We start from the raw sequence: 16,441 nt of genomic DNA, 5'->3' as shown, positions 1-16,441 counted from the left end.
GCTATGATTCAAACAAAATCATGATTTCATTCGTAATACCCTTAAAGGTCATGCCTTCATCCCCTTAAATAAGCGTGGCACTAAGAAAAAGAACTTAACATCAACTGGTAATGTCATTTGTGATGCTGGTTTAGTAATGCATAAAGATGGTAAACAATATTTTGATTCATATATCAAGCAAAAGTTTTGCTGTCCTTTTAGAACTTCTAAAGATGACTCTTTATGCCCATGTAACCATGAAAAATACTTTAATGGTAAGAAATACAGAGGTTGTGTAAAATATATAACTATTGGCACTGATTATAGGTCCTCTATAAATCGTGATTCTATATTTTTTAAAAAAATATATAGTCTAAGAACTGAATCCGAAAGATACAATTCTAGATGGAAAAATCTCAATACAGAACAAGCTTATGTTAGAAATATTAACTCCGTTACTAATTTGAATACAATCGGTCACATTTGCCTTTTAACTGTTGCAATTGCTGCCATAAAATCTGGCTGCGTTGATAAATACAAATCCCTATCGGGATTTAGAAGAACAGCCTAAATAAATTATATTAAAATTAAATTAAATTTTTTGAACATCAATTTTACCAAGGGAGTAGTCTACCCTTTTTTTGCTTTTTTGGTGTTAATTTAAGTTTAATTTAAAATAATTGAGCTTCACTTCATAAAAGTTAGAACAATTTAACATAAATAATTTTGTTTTTTAATCAATTATGCTCATCTCTATATAAATAACTTAATTTTATAATTATTATATATTCTAAAAATAAAAAATGTAAACTACTTCACTACCAAAAAACCCCCACCTGTTTTTAAAGGTGGGGGTAACAGATTGTAGACAAACCTTCATTGGTATTCAGATTTTGCAAAAGCCCCGTGAATGGATTTCAAAAAGGCATCTCTCATAAGCTTTAGCAATTCTTGCTTTTCGACTTTTCAAAAGTCCGTAATTCTGCACATGGACGTGCAGAGCCGAGTGGCCGACACGGATGTCGGCTCACGAGGGTAGGACTTTTGAAAACAAAGAAAAGCTTAGAATTGCTTAGCGAAATGAGCGAATGCCATGGAAATCCTTCACGGGGCTTATCAAAAAATAACTTTTTCAACAGTCTGAAACCCCCACCTGTTTTTAAAGGTGGGGGTAAAAGATTATCTTAACTGAGCTCCAAGCTTTTCTGAAAGGGATTTTATGATGCTCTCGTGAACCTTATTAACTTCTTCATCCGTTAATGTTCTATCTTCTCTTCTGTAGATTATAGAGTATGCTACTGATTTCATTCCCTCTGGAACTTGTTTTCCTTTATAAACATCAAAGAGTTTAACTTGTTCTACTATTTCTTTTCCTATCTTCCATATAATATTTTCAATTTCAGCAACAGCAACTTCATCCTTAACTAAAATTGCAATATCCCTATCAACAGCAGGATATTTGGGAAGAGGCTTATATTTTCTTTCAGTTTTATATGCTTCAAATAACGGCATAAGCTCAATTTCAGCAACATAAATTCTGTCTTCAATTTCGTAGTTTTCAGCAACTTCAGGATGAACTTCTCCAAAGTAGCCAACTGACTTTCTTCTTACTAAAAGCTTTGCACATCTTCCAGGATGGAATATTGGATTCTTCTCGTCCCTTTCATAATCTACTTTATCAATTCCTAAAACATAAAGTATATTTTCAATAACTCCCTTTAAATCATAAAAGTCAACTTTCCCTATCATTCCAATTGAAAGCTTTACAGGTTCATAGGGCATGTTTTCGGCTGGATGATAAGTCTTTGCAACTTCAAATATTTTAACTTCCTTGTTATCCCTTGCATAATTTATCTTCAATGTTTCCATTATTGAAGGAATTAATGTTGTCCTCATTATGCTAAAGTCTTCCCCGAGAGGATTTAAAATCTTTACTGTATTTCTTAATGGGCTATCCTCTGGAAGCCTTATTTTATCAAAAGCCTTAGGACTTATAAAGGAATATGTGTTTATCTCGAAAAAGCCCCTATTTACAAGAACATTTCTTATTATATTCGTAAGCCTTTGTTCCCTAGTAAGAACAGCCTCAACCGCCTCACCCTTTATCTTTTCTGCTTTGATTTTGTCATATCCGTAGAGCCTTGCTATCTCTTCTGCAACATCCTCTTTAATCCTTATATCCTGCCTGAAGGTTGGAACTTCAATCTTTAGCTTATCTCCTACCTCAACCTTCATTCCAAGATAGCCCAGCATATTTGCCATTGCTTCCTTTGATATATTAATTCCTATGAAATCATTTATCCAATTAGGATCTACCTCTAATGTATATGGCTTTACAGGGTTTTTGTATATATCTATTTTTCCGCCTACAACCTCTCCAATTTCAAGAGCTTCAACAAGGTGGCAAGCTCTGTCAAGGGCTAAATCCACAAGGTTTGGATCTAAATCCTTTTCAAATCTTGAGGAGGATTCTGTTCTTAGTCCTAATTTTTTAGCTGTAAGCCTTACATTAGGTCCATTAAAGTTTGCACATTCAAATACTACAGTTGTTGTGTCGTCCTTTATCTCAGAGTCAAGTCCTCCCATAACTCCTGCAACCGCAACAGCACCCTTTTCATCGGCAATTACCAGCATTGAGGAATCTAATGTTCTTTCAACTCCATCAAGGGTTGTAAATTTTTCACCATCCTCAGCCCTTCTTACTATTATCCTTTTGCCATTTATAAACCTATGGTCAAAGGCATGCATAGGTTGACCAAGTTCAAGCATAACATAATTTGTAATGTCAACTATATTATTTATCGGTCTTACTCCAGCATCCATAAGGCGCTGCTGCATCCACTCAGGTGATTGACCTATCTTTACATTTTTTACAACCCTTGCTGCGTATCTTCTGCATAAATCATCCTTAACTTCAACATCTATATAATCCTTAATATTCTCATCCTTTTCCTTAAAACTTGTCTCGATTCCCTTTAATGGGACTCTAAATTTGGCAGAGGCTTCCCTTGCAATTCCGTAAATCCCAAAACAATCGGCTCTATTTGAAGTTATTTCAAAATCAAGTATTCCACCCTTAAGACCTAATATTTCTTTAATGTCAACTCCAATTGGAGTTCCCTTAGGTAAAATCATAATTCCGTGAACTGAATCGTCATCGGCAATTCCAAGCTCTGCCTCAGAACAGAGCATCCCGTTAGAATCTACTCCCCTTAGTTTTCCCTTTTTTATTTTAACTCCACCTGGCAATGTAGAGCCATGGAGGGCAACAGGAACAGTATCTCCTTCTTGAACATTTTCTGCACCTGTTACAATTTGGATAACTTCTTCTCCAACGTTAACCTGACATACCCTTAACTTGTCAGCATTAGGGTGCCTTTCTATTTTTTCTATCAATCCTGTAACTACTTTGTCTATTTCCTTACCATATTCTATAACCTCTTCAACCTTTGATCCTGACATTGTAAGGGCATCGGCAACTTCCCTTATATCCTTTTCTATGTCAACATACTCCAGCAGCCAATTATATGGAACCTTCATCTTATCCCTCCTTAAAACTGCTTTAAAAATCTAATATCGTTTTCATAAAGAAGCCTTATATCATCTATACCATACTTTATCATAACTATTCTATCAAGCCCCATTCCAAAGGCAAATCCGCTGTATTCATCAGGGTCTATTCCGCCCTTTCTTAAAACATCTGGATGCACCATTCCACATCCTAATATTTCAATCCATCCTGAGCCTTTACATACCCTGCAGCCTTCTCCGCCACAAACAAAGCAGGATACATCCATCTCAGCTGATGGCTCTGTAAATGGGAAATGATGAGGTCTAAATTTAGTCCTCGTCTTTTCTCCAAAGAACCTCTTTGCAAAGGTTTCAAGGGTTCCCTTAAGGTTTGCCATTGTAATCCCCTTGTCTACAACTAATCCTTCAATCTGATAGAATATAGGTGAGTGGGTAGCATCAACTGCATCAGATCTATAAACCCTTCCTGGTGCAATGATTCTTATTGGTGGTTTTGTCTTTTCCATTGTTCTTACCTGTATTGGGGATGTCTGAGTTCTTAAAACAAGATTTTCGCTTATATAGAAGGTATCCTGCTCGTCTCTTGCAGGATGGTTCTTGGGAACATTAAGGGCCTCAAAGTTGTAGTAGTCAAGCTCCACCTCAGGTCCTTCTGCGATTGAAAAGCCCATTCCAAAGAATATATCCTTGATCTCGTCTAAAACCTTATTTAAAGGATGAATTCCACCGATTTCAACCTTTTTCCCCGGCATCGTAATGTCTATGTATTCGCCCTTTATTTTAAGCTCCCTTTCCTTATTTTTAATATTTAAAAGGGCCTTTTTGATTTCCTCTTCAATAAACTCCCTAACTTCATTGGCAAATTTTCCAATTATCGGTCTTTCTTCAGGAGATAGGCTCCCCATTCCCCTTAAAATTGTAGTTAAACTCCCCTTTTTGCCAAGATACTTAACTCTAATCTCGTCTATCCTTTGGCTGTTTGTAGCTTCCTTAATTTCCTCTAGAGCTTCTAATTTTATTTTTTCAAGCTGTTCTCTCATCCTCTAACCTCCCTTTGTATAAAAATAAATCCCCATCCCTAGTAGGGACGGGGAAACCGCGGTACCACCCTAATTGAGCCAATGGCTCCTCTTATTTTTATAACGGCAATGCCGCCATCAGCCTACTTAATTTCAGCTGAGGAACTCTGGAGGGAAGGTTCAATCGGCTACATTGCAGGCTTGCTCTCAATCGCGGCAGGCCCTCCCTGTGCACATCACCGACCTACTGTGCTCCTTCACCGTTTCGGATATTAAATTCTTATTAAATTATAATTTTTAAGGCTTATCTTGTCAATCTTTGCCTTACAACTTCGTATATTACAATGGCCGATGCAACTGCAGCGTTTAAAGATTCTGCCTTTCCAATCATCGGAATTTTTATTTTATGTGTTGAAAGTTCTATATGCTCCTTTGAAATTCCGTTTGCCTCGTTTCCTATAACAAGGGCTGTTTTTTCATTAAAGTTGTAATCGTAAATTAGCTTTTCTGCCTCAAGGCTTGTTGCATATATATTAAAGCCTTTATTTTTAAGATAATCTGAGGCTTTTTCAAAATCATCAAAATACACTATCGGGACTCTAAATATAGACCCCATTGTTGAACGTAGAGTTTTTGAGTTATAGGGATCAACTGTCCCCTTTATGATGATTAAAGCATCGGCTCCTGCCGCATCAAGGGTTCTAATTATAGTTCCAAGGTTTCCAGGGTCCTGAACCCCATCGGCTATAACAACAAAATCCTTTAAATCAGCCCTGTTTTCCCTCTTTCTACAAACTGCAGCCACACCTTGAGGATTTTCAGTATCTGAAAGTTCTTTAATTACATCCTCATTAACTTCATATTTTTTGACATCCCAGTCCAAAATATATGAATACTTTGAATCAAGGATTTTGTTCGAATAAAAAATATACTCTACAAAATTTTCCTTAATAGCCTCTTCAACAAATCTAACACCTTCAATTAAAAATTTATTTAGCTCATCCCTATATTTTTTTTGCTTTAACTTTAAAGACTCCTTTATTAAAGGATTATTTTTCCCTAACATAAACATCCTACCTTAATTTTTCGTTTTCAAATTTTCTAATGTTTTCGTTTGTGGATATCACAACAAGCACATCTCCCGGTTTTATAACATCATCTGCACCCGGGGAGACATCAATCTCCTTGCCCCTCTTTATTGCCATAACGTTAAATCCATATTGATTTCTCATATCGAGCTCTCTTAAGGATTTATTATGCCATTCTTCAATTGCCGTAAGTTCAATTATGTTGTAGTCCGGTGACAGTTCTATAAAATCGAGGATATTCGATGTGCAAAGGTTGTGGGCTACTCTAACCCCCATATCCCTTTCAGGGAATACAACCCTATCAGCACCTATCTTGTAAAGCACCTTTGCATGAAGATCATTGTGGGCCTTTGCTATAACGTATTTTATTCCAAGCTCCTTTAAAAGTAGAGTTACCATAACGCTCGATTGAATATCTGAACCTATCGTTACAACTGCAACGTCAAAGTTTCTAATACCTAAGGATCTTATTGTGGATTCATCTGTAGCATCTGCCTGAACGGCATGGGTTACGAAGTCGGATATATTTTGAACAGTCTCTTCGTCCTTATCTATAGCCAAAACTTCGTTGCCAAGGGAATAAAGGGTTTTAGCAACGCTTGAGCCGAATCTTCCAAGTCCAATAACTACGAATTGCTTAGATTTCATAACAATCCTCCTAATCATCCTACCAGTATTTTATCCTCTGGGTATTTTATAGCCTTGCTTGCCATCAGCTGCTTTCTTGCAAAGGCAAGGGCAAGAGTTAGTGGTCCTACTCTTCCCGAATACATGGTAAATATTATTATTAACTTACCTATAGCATCGAGTCTGGTTGTTAAACCAAGGCTTAAACCTACCGTTCCAAAGGCTGATGTTGCCTCATACATAAACTCCATAAATTCTCCCTGCTGTGTTATGGAAAGAACCATCGTAACAAAAATAACCAACATAAAGCTTATAAATGTTATTCCAACTGCTCTATAAACAAGTTCCTTTGGAATCCTTCTTTCAAATATTTCGGTATCCTCTCTACCTTTTATAACGGCTAAAACTATCATTAAAATTAATGTCGCTGTTGTGGTTTTTATACCGCCACCCGTTGAGCCTGGGGATGCACCTATAAACATAAGTATTATAGTTAAAAACTTGCTTGCTGTTGTCATATCCGGAAGATTTATGGTATTAAATCCAGCCGTTCTTGGAGTTATGGATGCAAATAGACTTGATAAAATTTTACCCTTAAAAGATAAAGCTCCTAAAGTCTTAGGATTATTGTATTCAAGTATAAAAAAGGCTACCGCACCAGTAACTATTAAAATTGTAGTTGCAAATATAACCACCTTCGAATGTAAAGAGAGCTTTTTAAAATTTCTATTGTTAATAATTTCAGTAACAACACCAAAACCTAAACCGCCAATTACGATAAGTGACATAACTGTAAGGTTTATAACCACATTTTCAGTATAGGGCGTTAAGCTTCTAAATCCACCTATAAGATCAAACCCGGCATTGCAGAAGGCGGATACTGAGTGGAATATGCCGTAATAAATTCCTCTTTTCCAGCCGTATTGTGGAATAAATTGGGTAGATAATAGAATAGCGCCTAACCCCTCTATTGAAAAGGTTATCCCCATAACATAAATTGCAAGCTTAACTATACCCTGAATATTAAAGGCGTTGTAGGCCTCCTGCATTATAAGCCTTTCCTTTAGGCTTATCTTTCTTCCAAGAATTATTGCAAACATGGTTGCAAAGGTCATAAAGCCAAGTCCACCAATCTGAATAAGTAAAAGTATTATAACTTGACCAAACAAACTCCAGTGGGTTCCGGTATCAAGTGTAACAAGTCCGGTTACGCACACAGCGGATGTAGCTGTAAATAGGCAATCTAAAAAGGGCGTTGCATTACCATCGGCAGATGAAATTGGAAGTTTTAATAAAAGCGCCCCAATTAAAATCACAGCTGCAAAACCTAAGGCTAAAATCTGAACCGGCTGAAGTCTATAAATTTTGACCCCGTCTTCTCCTTCCTTAAGTAGCATATCTAATCCTCCTAATATTGCGATTTTCAAATACATTATTATATTATACCACGTTTAAAGTTTTTTAAAAATTTAAAAGAGGCCGATTTAAGGCCTCTTTTTGTCAATTTTGCTTAAATTATGCATTTAGTTTTTCTTTAGCTAAGTTTACTAACTCAGCAAATGCCGCTGCATCGTTTACTGCAAGATCAGCAAGCATCTTTCTGTTTATTTCAACTCCAGCAAGCTTCAAGCCGTTGATGAACTTTGAGTATGAAAGACCATTTGCTCTTGCTGCAGCGTTTATTCTTGCAATCCAAAGCTTTCTAAAGTCTCTCTTCTTTAGCTTTCTACCAACGTATGCATATTGTAAGCTCTTCATTACAGCTTGCTTTGCAATTCTGTAGAGCTTGCTCTTTGCACCATAGTAACCCTTTGCAAGCTTCATTATCTTTCTACGTTTTTTATGTGAATGCACTGCTCTTTTAACTCTAGCCATATTCCCTACCTCCTTCTAGCCTTATGCGTAAGGCAATAATTTCTTTAGCTTCTTTACTTCTGCAACATGAACTAAAGTTGCCTTTCTAAGTCTTCTCTTTCTCTTTGCATCCTTCTTAGTTAATATATGACGATGATATGCATGGGATCTCTTAAATTTTCCTGATGCAGTCTTTTTAAATCTCTTTGCTGCACCCTTATGTGTCTTCATTTTTGGCATAGAACTTCCTCCTCTCGCTTACTGTTTCTTTGGGGTAAGTACCATAAACATGTTCTTTCCCTCAAGCTTTGGCTGTTTTTCTATAACACCCACTTCAGAGAGCTTATCTGCAAATCTTTTTAAAACTTCCTCTCCTAGATGGGAATGTTCTGCTTCTCTACCTCTAAATTTTACTGTAACTTTTACCTTGTCTCCATCCTTTAGGAACTTTTCAGCATTCTTTGCTTTAACGTTTAAATCATGCTCGTCGATGTTAGGAGTAATTCTAATCTCCTTAACATTGATAACCTTTTGCTTTTTCTTTGCTTCCTTTTCCTTTTTCTGCTGTTCATAGATGAACTTGCCGTAGTCCATTATTTTGCAAACAGGTGGTTTAGCCTGTGGTGCAATCAAAACTAGGTCAAGCTGCTTAGATTCAGCGATTTCAAGTGCCTTTTTTGTTGGCATGATTCCAAGCTGAGTTCCGTCGGAATCGATAAGTCTAATTTCCTTTTCACGAATTTCTTCGTTAACTAAATGTTGTTTGTTAATAACGTTCACCTCCTAATTTTTTACAAAACAAAAAGCGGATGGTAGTCCATCCGCATAAGTCCACTATAACCTGAAGAAACCTTACTACCTTTGGCGTAAGGTGAGAAGCGGATGGCTTCTACTTATACCTTTATTAGGATAACACTAAATATAGGATTTGTCAATATGTTTTAAGTTATATGTTGCTTATCTTTTTATCTATTTCTTCCCTTATCCTTGCTGCAAAGGCTTCAAATTTCATTGCACCAAGATCTCCTTCTTTTCTTGACCTTAATGATATATTTCTGTTTTCAACTTCCTTGTCGCCTAAAATTATCATGTATGGAACCTTTTGAAGCTGAGCTTCTCTTATCTTGTAGCCTATCTTTTCATTTCTTAGGTCGCTCTCTGCCCTTACGTTCATTTCCTTGAGCTTTTCTTCTATTTCCTTTGCATATTCGTTTGCCCTGTCTGTTACAGGAAGTATCTTAACCTGAACCGGAGCAAGCCATGTTGGGAAGGCTCCTGCATAATGCTCAATAAGTATTCCTATGAATCTTTCTATACTACCGAAGATAACCCTGTGAATCATAACAGGTCTATGTTTTTCTCCGTCTTCACCTATATAGTATAGGTCAAACCTTTCTGGCATTTGGAAGTCAAGCTGAATAGTTCCGCACTGCCATGTTCTTCCAAGACAATCCTTTAAATGGAAGTCGATCTTTGGACCATAGAAGGCACCATCACCTTCGTTTACCTTGTATTCAAGTCCTGCTGCATTAAGTGCTTCGATTAATGAATTTGTTGCATGTTCCCAATCCTCATCGCTTCCCATTGAATTTTCAGGTCTTGTTGAAAGCTCAACGTGATATTCAAATCCAAATAGTTTATATACATAGTCGATAAAGTTAATAACCCCTAAAACCTCATCCTTTATTTGGGATGGAAGCATGAAAATGTGGGCATCGTCCTGAGTAAAGCATCTAACCCTCATAAGGCCGTGTAGAGCACCTGAAATTTCGTGTCTGTGAACAAGTCCAAGTTCACCAAGCCTTAGAGGAAGCTCTCTATAGCTGTGCATTTGACTTTTATAAACTAATATTCCTCCTGGGCAGTTCATTGGCTTTACTGCAAAATCCTGCTCATCTATCTTTGTAAAATACATGTTTTCCTTGTAGTGATCCCAGTGTCCTGATCTATGCCATAGAGATTCGTTAAGTATTATTGGAGTTTTTATTTCCTTATATCCCCTCTTTTGATGTTCCTGCCTCCAGAAGTTTTCAAGCTCGTTTCTTATAACCATTCCCTTTGGAAGGAAGAATGGGAAGCCTGGGCCTTCCTCCATTATTGCAAATATTTCAAGCTCTTTTCCTAGCTTTCTGTGGTCCCTCTTTTTAGCTTCTTCTAGAAGGTTCAAATATTCTTCAAGTTCGCTCTTTTTAGGAAAGGCAGTTCCGTAAATTCTTTGAAGCATCTTATTCTTTTCGTTCCCTCTCCAGTATGCCCCTGCAACGTTTAACAGCTTAAAGGCCTTCACCTTTCCTGTTGAGGGAACATGAGGTCCAGCACAAAGGTCAACAAATTCTCCCTGTTTATAGAAGGATATAGTCTCTCCCTCTGGGATGTCGCCGATGAGCTCTACCTTATAAGTTTCGTTTCTATCCTGCATGTATTTTATAGCCTCATCCCTTGAAAGTTCGAATCTTTCAAGCTTATAATCTTCCTTTACTATCTTTTCCATTTCCTTTTCTATGCTTTCAAGCATTTCAGGAGTGATTGGAAAATCCGCATCAAAGTCGTAGTAAAATCCATTTTCAATAGAAGGTCCTATTGCAAGCTTAACGTCAGGATATAGCCTTTTTACTGCCTGAGCCATAATATGGGCTGCAGTATGTCTTAGTGCTTCCCTTCCTCCTTCATCCTCAAAAGTTAATATTTCTAAAGTGCAATCCTTATCGATGATTGTAAAAAGATCCTTAACCTCGCCGTTTATCTTTGCTGCAAGGGCGTTTTTATAAAGTCCCATGCTAATTTTTTTTGCCACTTCCTCTGCTGATATAGGTGCATCCAATTCTAACACCTTTCCATCCTTTAAAGTTACCTTTATCATAAACTAACCTCCTTTTTAAGTGCCTGGCACTTAAGATTTAAGTTTTTATACCAAAAAAGGCCTTCCATCCCCATGGGACGAAAGGCCTGTACTTCCGCGGTTCCACCCAAATTGGTAAAAACCCTCTCAAGGCTTTAACGCAGCCAACGCCTTTCCCTACTCTCATAGATTTCAGGAAGGAGCTTCGGGGTGGTTTTCAATCTCTAATGTTAAGGAAACCTTCCAGCCGACGGATTTCCCTCTCTGGTAACATATCAAGATTTACTCGTCCCCATCATAGCCTTTATCTTTTTAAATATTCTACATCCTAAATATAAACTTGTCAATCCTAAATTATTTTTCCACTTTTAATTATATTGCACTCCTCACAGCTGTCGCAAAAATAGGTCCTGTCTATGAATATATTTTTAATGGTTTCAATTATCTCTTTATTTTTGCAGTTTTCCACCGAGTGAATAACTATTCTTTTAGGTGCACATGTTACGATAACGCTTAAAAGTATGTCGTCTATCGTTGTATCTCCATTTGAATTAAAGGTTTCAAAGTCTGAAAATAGGTCCTTTGTTATGTTGTTAAGGCTGTCATCCTTTAGTATATATTCTCCATTTAAATCTACAAATATATTTAAAACTTCATATTTGCTCTCCTGGATGTCAACGAAATATCTTAAAAGCTTGATAAATTCATCGTATTCCTTTTCGATGATATATTCATCAATCATCCTTTCAAGAATCTCGTTAACTTCTTCCTTTATAAACCTTAATCTAAACTTTACAAAGCCGTCAATTATTATTTCATCGCTCTCCTGTAAAAACTCCTCCACCTTTCTGTATATCGTGTTTCTATGCCTCATGCTGTTTATAACATCGTCAACGGAAAGAATTCCTGTTCCTGAAATAAAGGCCATACATTTATTTTTTATTTTATTTATATCGTCCTCAGTAAAATAGGTGCAATTTTCTCTAATTAGCTTATTTAAAATCTCAAACTCATAATTTTTAATTATATAATCATAAATTATATCCGCTGCATAGCTTATAAACAAATCCCTATAATTTTCAAAATTTCTTATGTCCTTCTCGCTATCCTTAAGTATAAATTTTATATAATGGTATTCTCCAACATCGCTTTCAACAAGGGCTATATTTACATCATTACCCTTTAAATACATGCAAAGTTCATTAAATCTATCGTAAAGCTCATTACCTTCCTTATTAAAACCAACCGATAGGAGAAGCAACTTTATCACTCCCTTCTAGTTTAGTATATGTGCCTTATAGCAACATATACAGGGAATTTTTATCCCATTATACAATATTCCTTTAAAGGAACTATTGTGCCAAAGTCTAGAAGGGGACCTTTATACAAGTATTGCCATTTAATGTTGTATTTTGACAAAAAATTTTTTATACTATCGCCCTCTGGATGATAATCAAGGCTCCCATAAAAGGCTAAATTATCCTTTGCAATAAGTCCAGTTGCTCCTCCTATAAATCCAAAGTTTAATCCTTCCAATACTATATGTCCGGATTTTATAAGTAGGCAGTTTATTCCTTCCTTTGTAACTTTTTTGTATATTCCTTTATCCGATGTAATTATGGTATTTTCATTTACTATGCTGATTGAACACTTTGAATACCCTTGCTTTACATCTATTATTTTAACCCCCTGTTTATAAAACTCCTCAAGTAAAATATCATCGGTATATTTTATATTACATATAGCAAATTTACCAACTCTTGCAACGTTATAATAAACATCCTCAGGATATTTTTCTTTAACTTCCTTTTTGCCGGGTATTATTTTAAAACCTTCATTTTCAAGACTATAAACAACCTTTTCGGAAATATTAGGTGCAACGATTATTTTTTCTTCTCCTAAATGATGTATCATTATATCAGGGTGATAGGATATGGCATCATAGGTTGAAATCCTTTCAGTTTTTATAATTTTAATATTCAATTCAAAAAAGGCTCTTTCAATTTCCTTAGGAACTCACCCATCTACTACTACAAGGGAAACTTTACCCTTTGGAAGATTGGGATCCTTTAAAAAGCTTTCCACTACAAAATCTCCCTTCTTCTAAAGAGAATTGAAAAACCTAAAAGGCCGATTATTCCGCTTACTATAAAGGCATTGTGAGGTCCTATATATTTTGCAAGGGTTCCAGAGTATAAACTTCCTATTGGCGTTAAGCCCCCAAAAACCAAAGAATAAACGCTCATTATTCTTCCCCTCATCTCATCAGGAGCATTATACTGAAGTATGCTATTAGAGGTTGTATTAAAGGATATCATAAAAAATCCTAAAAATACAAGAACTATTATGGCTAAATTATAGCTTTTTACTATTCCTAAAAGAATTAAAAATATAGATAATCCAAAGGAACCTATAAGCTGATAATAAAGGGTCCTTTCCTTTTTACCTTTAACTGCAACAAACACAGCACCAACAAGAGCTCCAAGTCCTAACGATGATAAAAGTATTCCATAGGCCTTTTCCTTCATCATTAAATAATCCCTTGTATATATTGGAACTAATACATTAAAGTTCATACAAAATGTTGGGATTATTACAAGGGAAATTATTGTATATAAAAGCTTAGGATTACTCCTTATAAATCTTAATCCTTCCTTTATATCCTTTAATGGATCCTTTATTTCTTTTCTTGCTGAAACATCCTTCATCCTCATCATCAAAAGCCCAATTAAAACAGCAAGAAAGCTCAGGGCATTAAATAAAAAGCACCATTTTGCACCAAAGTCCGCCATAACCTTTCCTGCAACGGCAGGACCTACAAGCCTTGCAGCGTTAAATGCGGCAGAATTAAGTCCAATTGCGTTTAAAAGGTGTTCTTTACCCTCAACAAGCTCAACGACAAAGGATTGTCTTGTTGGATTGTCAAGGGCCTGAACAGAACCTATAAAAAACATTATTAAAAGTATTATAGGATAACTTAGTTTATTGTAAAATAAAAGAATATATAATATAAATGCAAATAGTAAAAGCATGCTTTGGGTGAATATTAATATTTTTCTTTTTGGGAATCTCTCTATAACAAGCCCCGCAAATAAAGAAAAGGCAAATAAAGGCGTAAACTGAACCGCCGTCATAAGCCCCGATAAAAATCCATCCCTTGTCATGGAGTAAACAAGCCAATTTAGTGCTGCATTTTGCATCCAGGTTCCGATAAGGGAAATCGCCTGACCTGTCCAAAACAGCCTGTAATTCCTATGAGTAAATGCAGGAAAATATTCCCTTAGTAAATTTGCCAACCCACTCATCCCCTTAAAATTTATTTAATCTAATCATATATGTCAGAGAACTCGATATTTATTTTTTCTATTTTATTACTTATGCTATAAGAAAAATTTTCATTATTTGATTCAATAATTCTTACCGGAAATTTTACAACAAACTCTGTCCCTTCGCCTAAGGTGCTGCTTACACTTATCTCTCCTCCATGAAGTTCAACAAGCTGCTTTACTAGATATAAACCTATACCGCTACCTTCATGTTCCCTTCTAAACAAAGTCTGAGCCTGCCTAAATTTATCGAATATGACATTTAATTTGTCCTCAGGAATCCCAATACCAGTATCCTTTACCTTAACTTCAATATAATCTTCCTTATCCTCAAAATTAACATAAATCTTATCGCCTTCATCCGTAAATTTTATAGAATTTGACATAAGGTTTAAAATGATCCTTTCAACCTTATCCGGATCAAGGGCCATGAATTTCTCCTCAACATTAGTATCAAAAATTACCTCTCTATTTTTTGAACTTGCATAATCGGCTACTGACATTACTATATCCTCAATAAGTTCGACAGCATTAACATTTACAAGATTTAGTTCATAAAAGCCTAAATCTAACTTAGTTATATCCAAAAGATTATTTATTAACCTCATAAGCCTATAGGAATTTTGCTTTATCATCTTTAAATATCTCATCATCTTTTCTTTGTCGATCTCATCATTTTTTATAGTATTTTCCATAAGCTGACACGATGAGAAGATTATATTAACTGGCGTTTTAAACTCATGGGATACATTTGCTAAAAATTCCGACTTATGTTTTTCTAACTCTAAGGTCTGTTTTAGTTTTTCTTGTTTTTCTTTAATCTCAAAATTTAGTGTTATAATTTTTTGGGATATATTAAATCCAACATAATAGGATACTGTTGATATAAATATAATTAATATAAGTGCTATGAAAAATATGTAATGAGTTCTATTTAAAATTTGCTTTAATATGTATTCCTTAGGCACCCTAGTAACCAATCTCCAGTTGTTTTTATTGTCTATCTTTGAAAAATAAGCATATGTATCTATTCCCATATATTCGTATTCAATAAATCCACTATCTTCACTTAAAACCTTATATCCATTATTAGGATTCTCTAAATTTATAGGATGGTTTTTATTTAAAATATTTTCCCTTAAAATAAAATCCTTATTAGGATGGCTCAATGCAAGGCCGTTTTCGTCAATCAAATAGGAATATGAGTTTGCATCGTTAATCTTCAAGCCTGAAATTAAATTTTGAAACACGTCCTTTTTTAAAACCACACCAAATACACCTTTAAATATCCCTTTATCATCGTAAATTGGAATTGCCATTATAATTGAAAAAGTGTTGCCATCTAATTTTTCTGCCGTTATAACATTTTCCCTTTTGATTATTTTATTAAAAAAATTGAATTTACTTAAAACATTCAACTTTACTCTTGATGATATTGCATGTCCATTTTCATCTGAAACAAATATATAATCAAGACTTTCTACACTGTCTCCCATGGAATTTTCTATTTTATTTAGTAAAGTTAAATCCTTTGCTCTTTCAAAATCCAAATCATAATTATCAGCATACATTTTCATAATAGCAAAATTTTTATTCTGCCAATTGTTTATAAGTCGTGCATAAACCCTGATATTATTTAAAGTAAAATCCTTAATAGTATCATTAAGGATAAGCTTAGTAATATTAACAACCATTAAAAGAAAAATCAAAATAGTAGTTAACGATGATAGTGTCAAGATATTGTAGGTTAATTTTTATAGACAACCCCTTAAATTAGCTAGTTTCAAGGCGTTTGTTAAATTTAAAAAACTTAAATTATATTTTCATATTTTATTGATTTTAATATCCTGTAAATTGGCGTTACTTTCCCTATGTTCAATATCGTTATATTATTCATAACTTCACGTGAAGATTTATTTATCTTTCTTATCGCTTCTTTTATTTTCTTCTTACTTACCTTGAAGGCTTTTTCATCTTCCTTAAACACACTTATTTCCCTTAAATTTCCTCCATTCTTGCTAAATACCCTTAGCTTTGCCATTATCTTTAATCCTTCCTTGCTCCATCCTAATGGCCTGCTGCTTAATCTCGCCGATAATACATGGCTTACATGCCCTTCTGCGCTGCATCCTATTACATCATCGTCATCTTTATATATTTCTATCCCTTCCCAGTTGT

General features: G+C 35.2%; 15 protein-coding genes and 3 other annotated features. Of the genes, 1 reads left to right on the top strand and 14 read right to left on the bottom strand.

Going from position 1 to position 16,441, the window contains the following annotated elements:
• The first annotated feature begins 136 nt into the window (after nt 1-136).
• A complete protein-coding gene (locus tag CAAU_RS03330) occupies nt 137-550 on the top strand; it encodes a hypothetical protein (RefSeq protein ID WP_008908028.1) in 414 nt (137 codons plus the stop codon).
• Between the two features lie 608 nt (nt 551-1,158).
• Here CAAU_RS03330 and pheT read toward each other — a convergent pair.
• From pheT to CAAU_RS14160, 14 genes are all read right to left on the bottom strand, one after another.
• A complete protein-coding gene (pheT, locus tag CAAU_RS03325; protein ID WP_008908027.1) occupies nt 1,159-3,519 on the bottom strand; it encodes a phenylalanine--tRNA ligase subunit beta in 2,361 nt (786 codons plus the stop codon).
• Nucleotides 3,520-3,530: 11 nt separating this feature from the next.
• Complete coding sequence (gene pheS / locus CAAU_RS03320) at nt 3,531-4,550, bottom strand: phenylalanine--tRNA ligase subunit alpha (RefSeq protein WP_008908026.1); 1,020 nt, start codon at nt 4,548-4,550, stop codon at nt 3,531-3,533.
• A 40-nt stretch (nt 4,551-4,590) separates the two neighbouring features.
• Nucleotides 4,591-4,799, bottom strand: a binding site (T-box leader).
• Between the two features lie 34 nt (nt 4,800-4,833).
• Nucleotides 4,834-5,595: a TrmH family RNA methyltransferase gene (locus tag CAAU_RS03315; RefSeq protein WP_008908025.1), complete on the bottom strand. Its 762-nt coding sequence runs from the start codon at nt 5,593-5,595 to the stop codon at nt 4,834-4,836.
• Between the two features lie 7 nt (nt 5,596-5,602).
• Nucleotides 5,603-6,265 carry a potassium channel family protein gene (locus CAAU_RS03310; RefSeq protein ID WP_008908024.1) on the bottom strand — a complete coding sequence of 221 codons (663 nt, stop codon included), beginning with the start codon at nt 6,263-6,265 and terminating at the stop codon, nt 5,603-5,605.
• Nucleotides 6,266-6,279: 14 nt separating this feature from the next.
• Complete coding sequence (locus CAAU_RS03305; protein WP_008908023.1) at nt 6,280-7,641, bottom strand: TrkH family potassium uptake protein; 1,362 nt, start codon at nt 7,639-7,641, stop codon at nt 6,280-6,282.
• Nucleotides 7,642-7,759: 118 nt separating this feature from the next.
• Nucleotides 7,760-8,119: a 50S ribosomal protein L20 gene (gene rplT / locus CAAU_RS03300; protein ID WP_008908022.1), complete on the bottom strand. Its 360-nt coding sequence runs from the start codon at nt 8,117-8,119 to the stop codon at nt 7,760-7,762.
• 21 nt (nt 8,120-8,140) lie between these two features.
• Nucleotides 8,141-8,338, bottom strand: coding sequence for a 50S ribosomal protein L35 (gene rpmI, locus CAAU_RS03295; RefSeq protein ID WP_008908021.1), 198 nt, complete (start codon nt 8,336-8,338; stop codon nt 8,141-8,143).
• An 18-nt stretch (nt 8,339-8,356) separates the two neighbouring features.
• On the bottom strand, nt 8,357-8,878 hold the full coding sequence (infC, locus tag CAAU_RS03290; RefSeq protein ID WP_008908020.1) for a translation initiation factor IF-3: 522 nt from the start codon (nt 8,876-8,878) through the stop codon (nt 8,357-8,359).
• 11 nt (nt 8,879-8,889) lie between these two features.
• Nucleotides 8,890-8,999: a sequence feature (ribosomal protein L20 leader region), on the bottom strand.
• Nucleotides 9,000-9,044: 45 nt separating this feature from the next.
• Complete coding sequence (gene thrS, locus CAAU_RS03285) at nt 9,045-10,958, bottom strand: threonine--tRNA ligase (protein WP_008908019.1); 1,914 nt, start codon at nt 10,956-10,958, stop codon at nt 9,045-9,047.
• Nucleotides 10,959-11,028: 70 nt separating this feature from the next.
• Nucleotides 11,029-11,245 (bottom strand) — a binding site (T-box leader).
• A gap of 41 nt (nt 11,246-11,286) precedes the next feature.
• Nucleotides 11,287-12,198, bottom strand: coding sequence for a putative sporulation protein YtxC (gene ytxC, locus CAAU_RS03280; protein ID WP_008908018.1), 912 nt, complete (start codon nt 12,196-12,198; stop codon nt 11,287-11,289).
• 59 nt (nt 12,199-12,257) lie between these two features.
• Complete coding sequence (locus CAAU_RS03275) at nt 12,258-12,941, bottom strand: DUF6873 family GME fold protein (protein WP_341350032.1); 684 nt, start codon at nt 12,939-12,941, stop codon at nt 12,258-12,260.
• 80 nt (nt 12,942-13,021) lie between these two features.
• Nucleotides 13,022-14,242, bottom strand: coding sequence for an MFS transporter (locus CAAU_RS03270; RefSeq protein WP_040305813.1), 1,221 nt, complete (start codon nt 14,240-14,242; stop codon nt 13,022-13,024).
• Between the two features lie 20 nt (nt 14,243-14,262).
• Nucleotides 14,263-15,957, bottom strand: coding sequence for a sensor histidine kinase (locus CAAU_RS13820; protein ID WP_008908015.1), 1,695 nt, complete (start codon nt 15,955-15,957; stop codon nt 14,263-14,265).
• Between the two features lie 116 nt (nt 15,958-16,073).
• On the bottom strand, nt 16,074-16,441 hold a 368-nt coding region (locus CAAU_RS14160; protein ID WP_192811172.1), incomplete at its 5' end, for a UPF0236 family transposase-like protein.

Origin of the sequence: Caloramator australicus RC3, from assembly GCF_000297115.1 — a bacterium.
GTDB classification, from domain to species: domain Bacteria; phylum Bacillota; class Clostridia; order Clostridiales; family Caloramatoraceae; genus Caloramator; species Caloramator australicus.
This window is presented reverse-complemented; position numbering and strand designations above follow the sequence as displayed.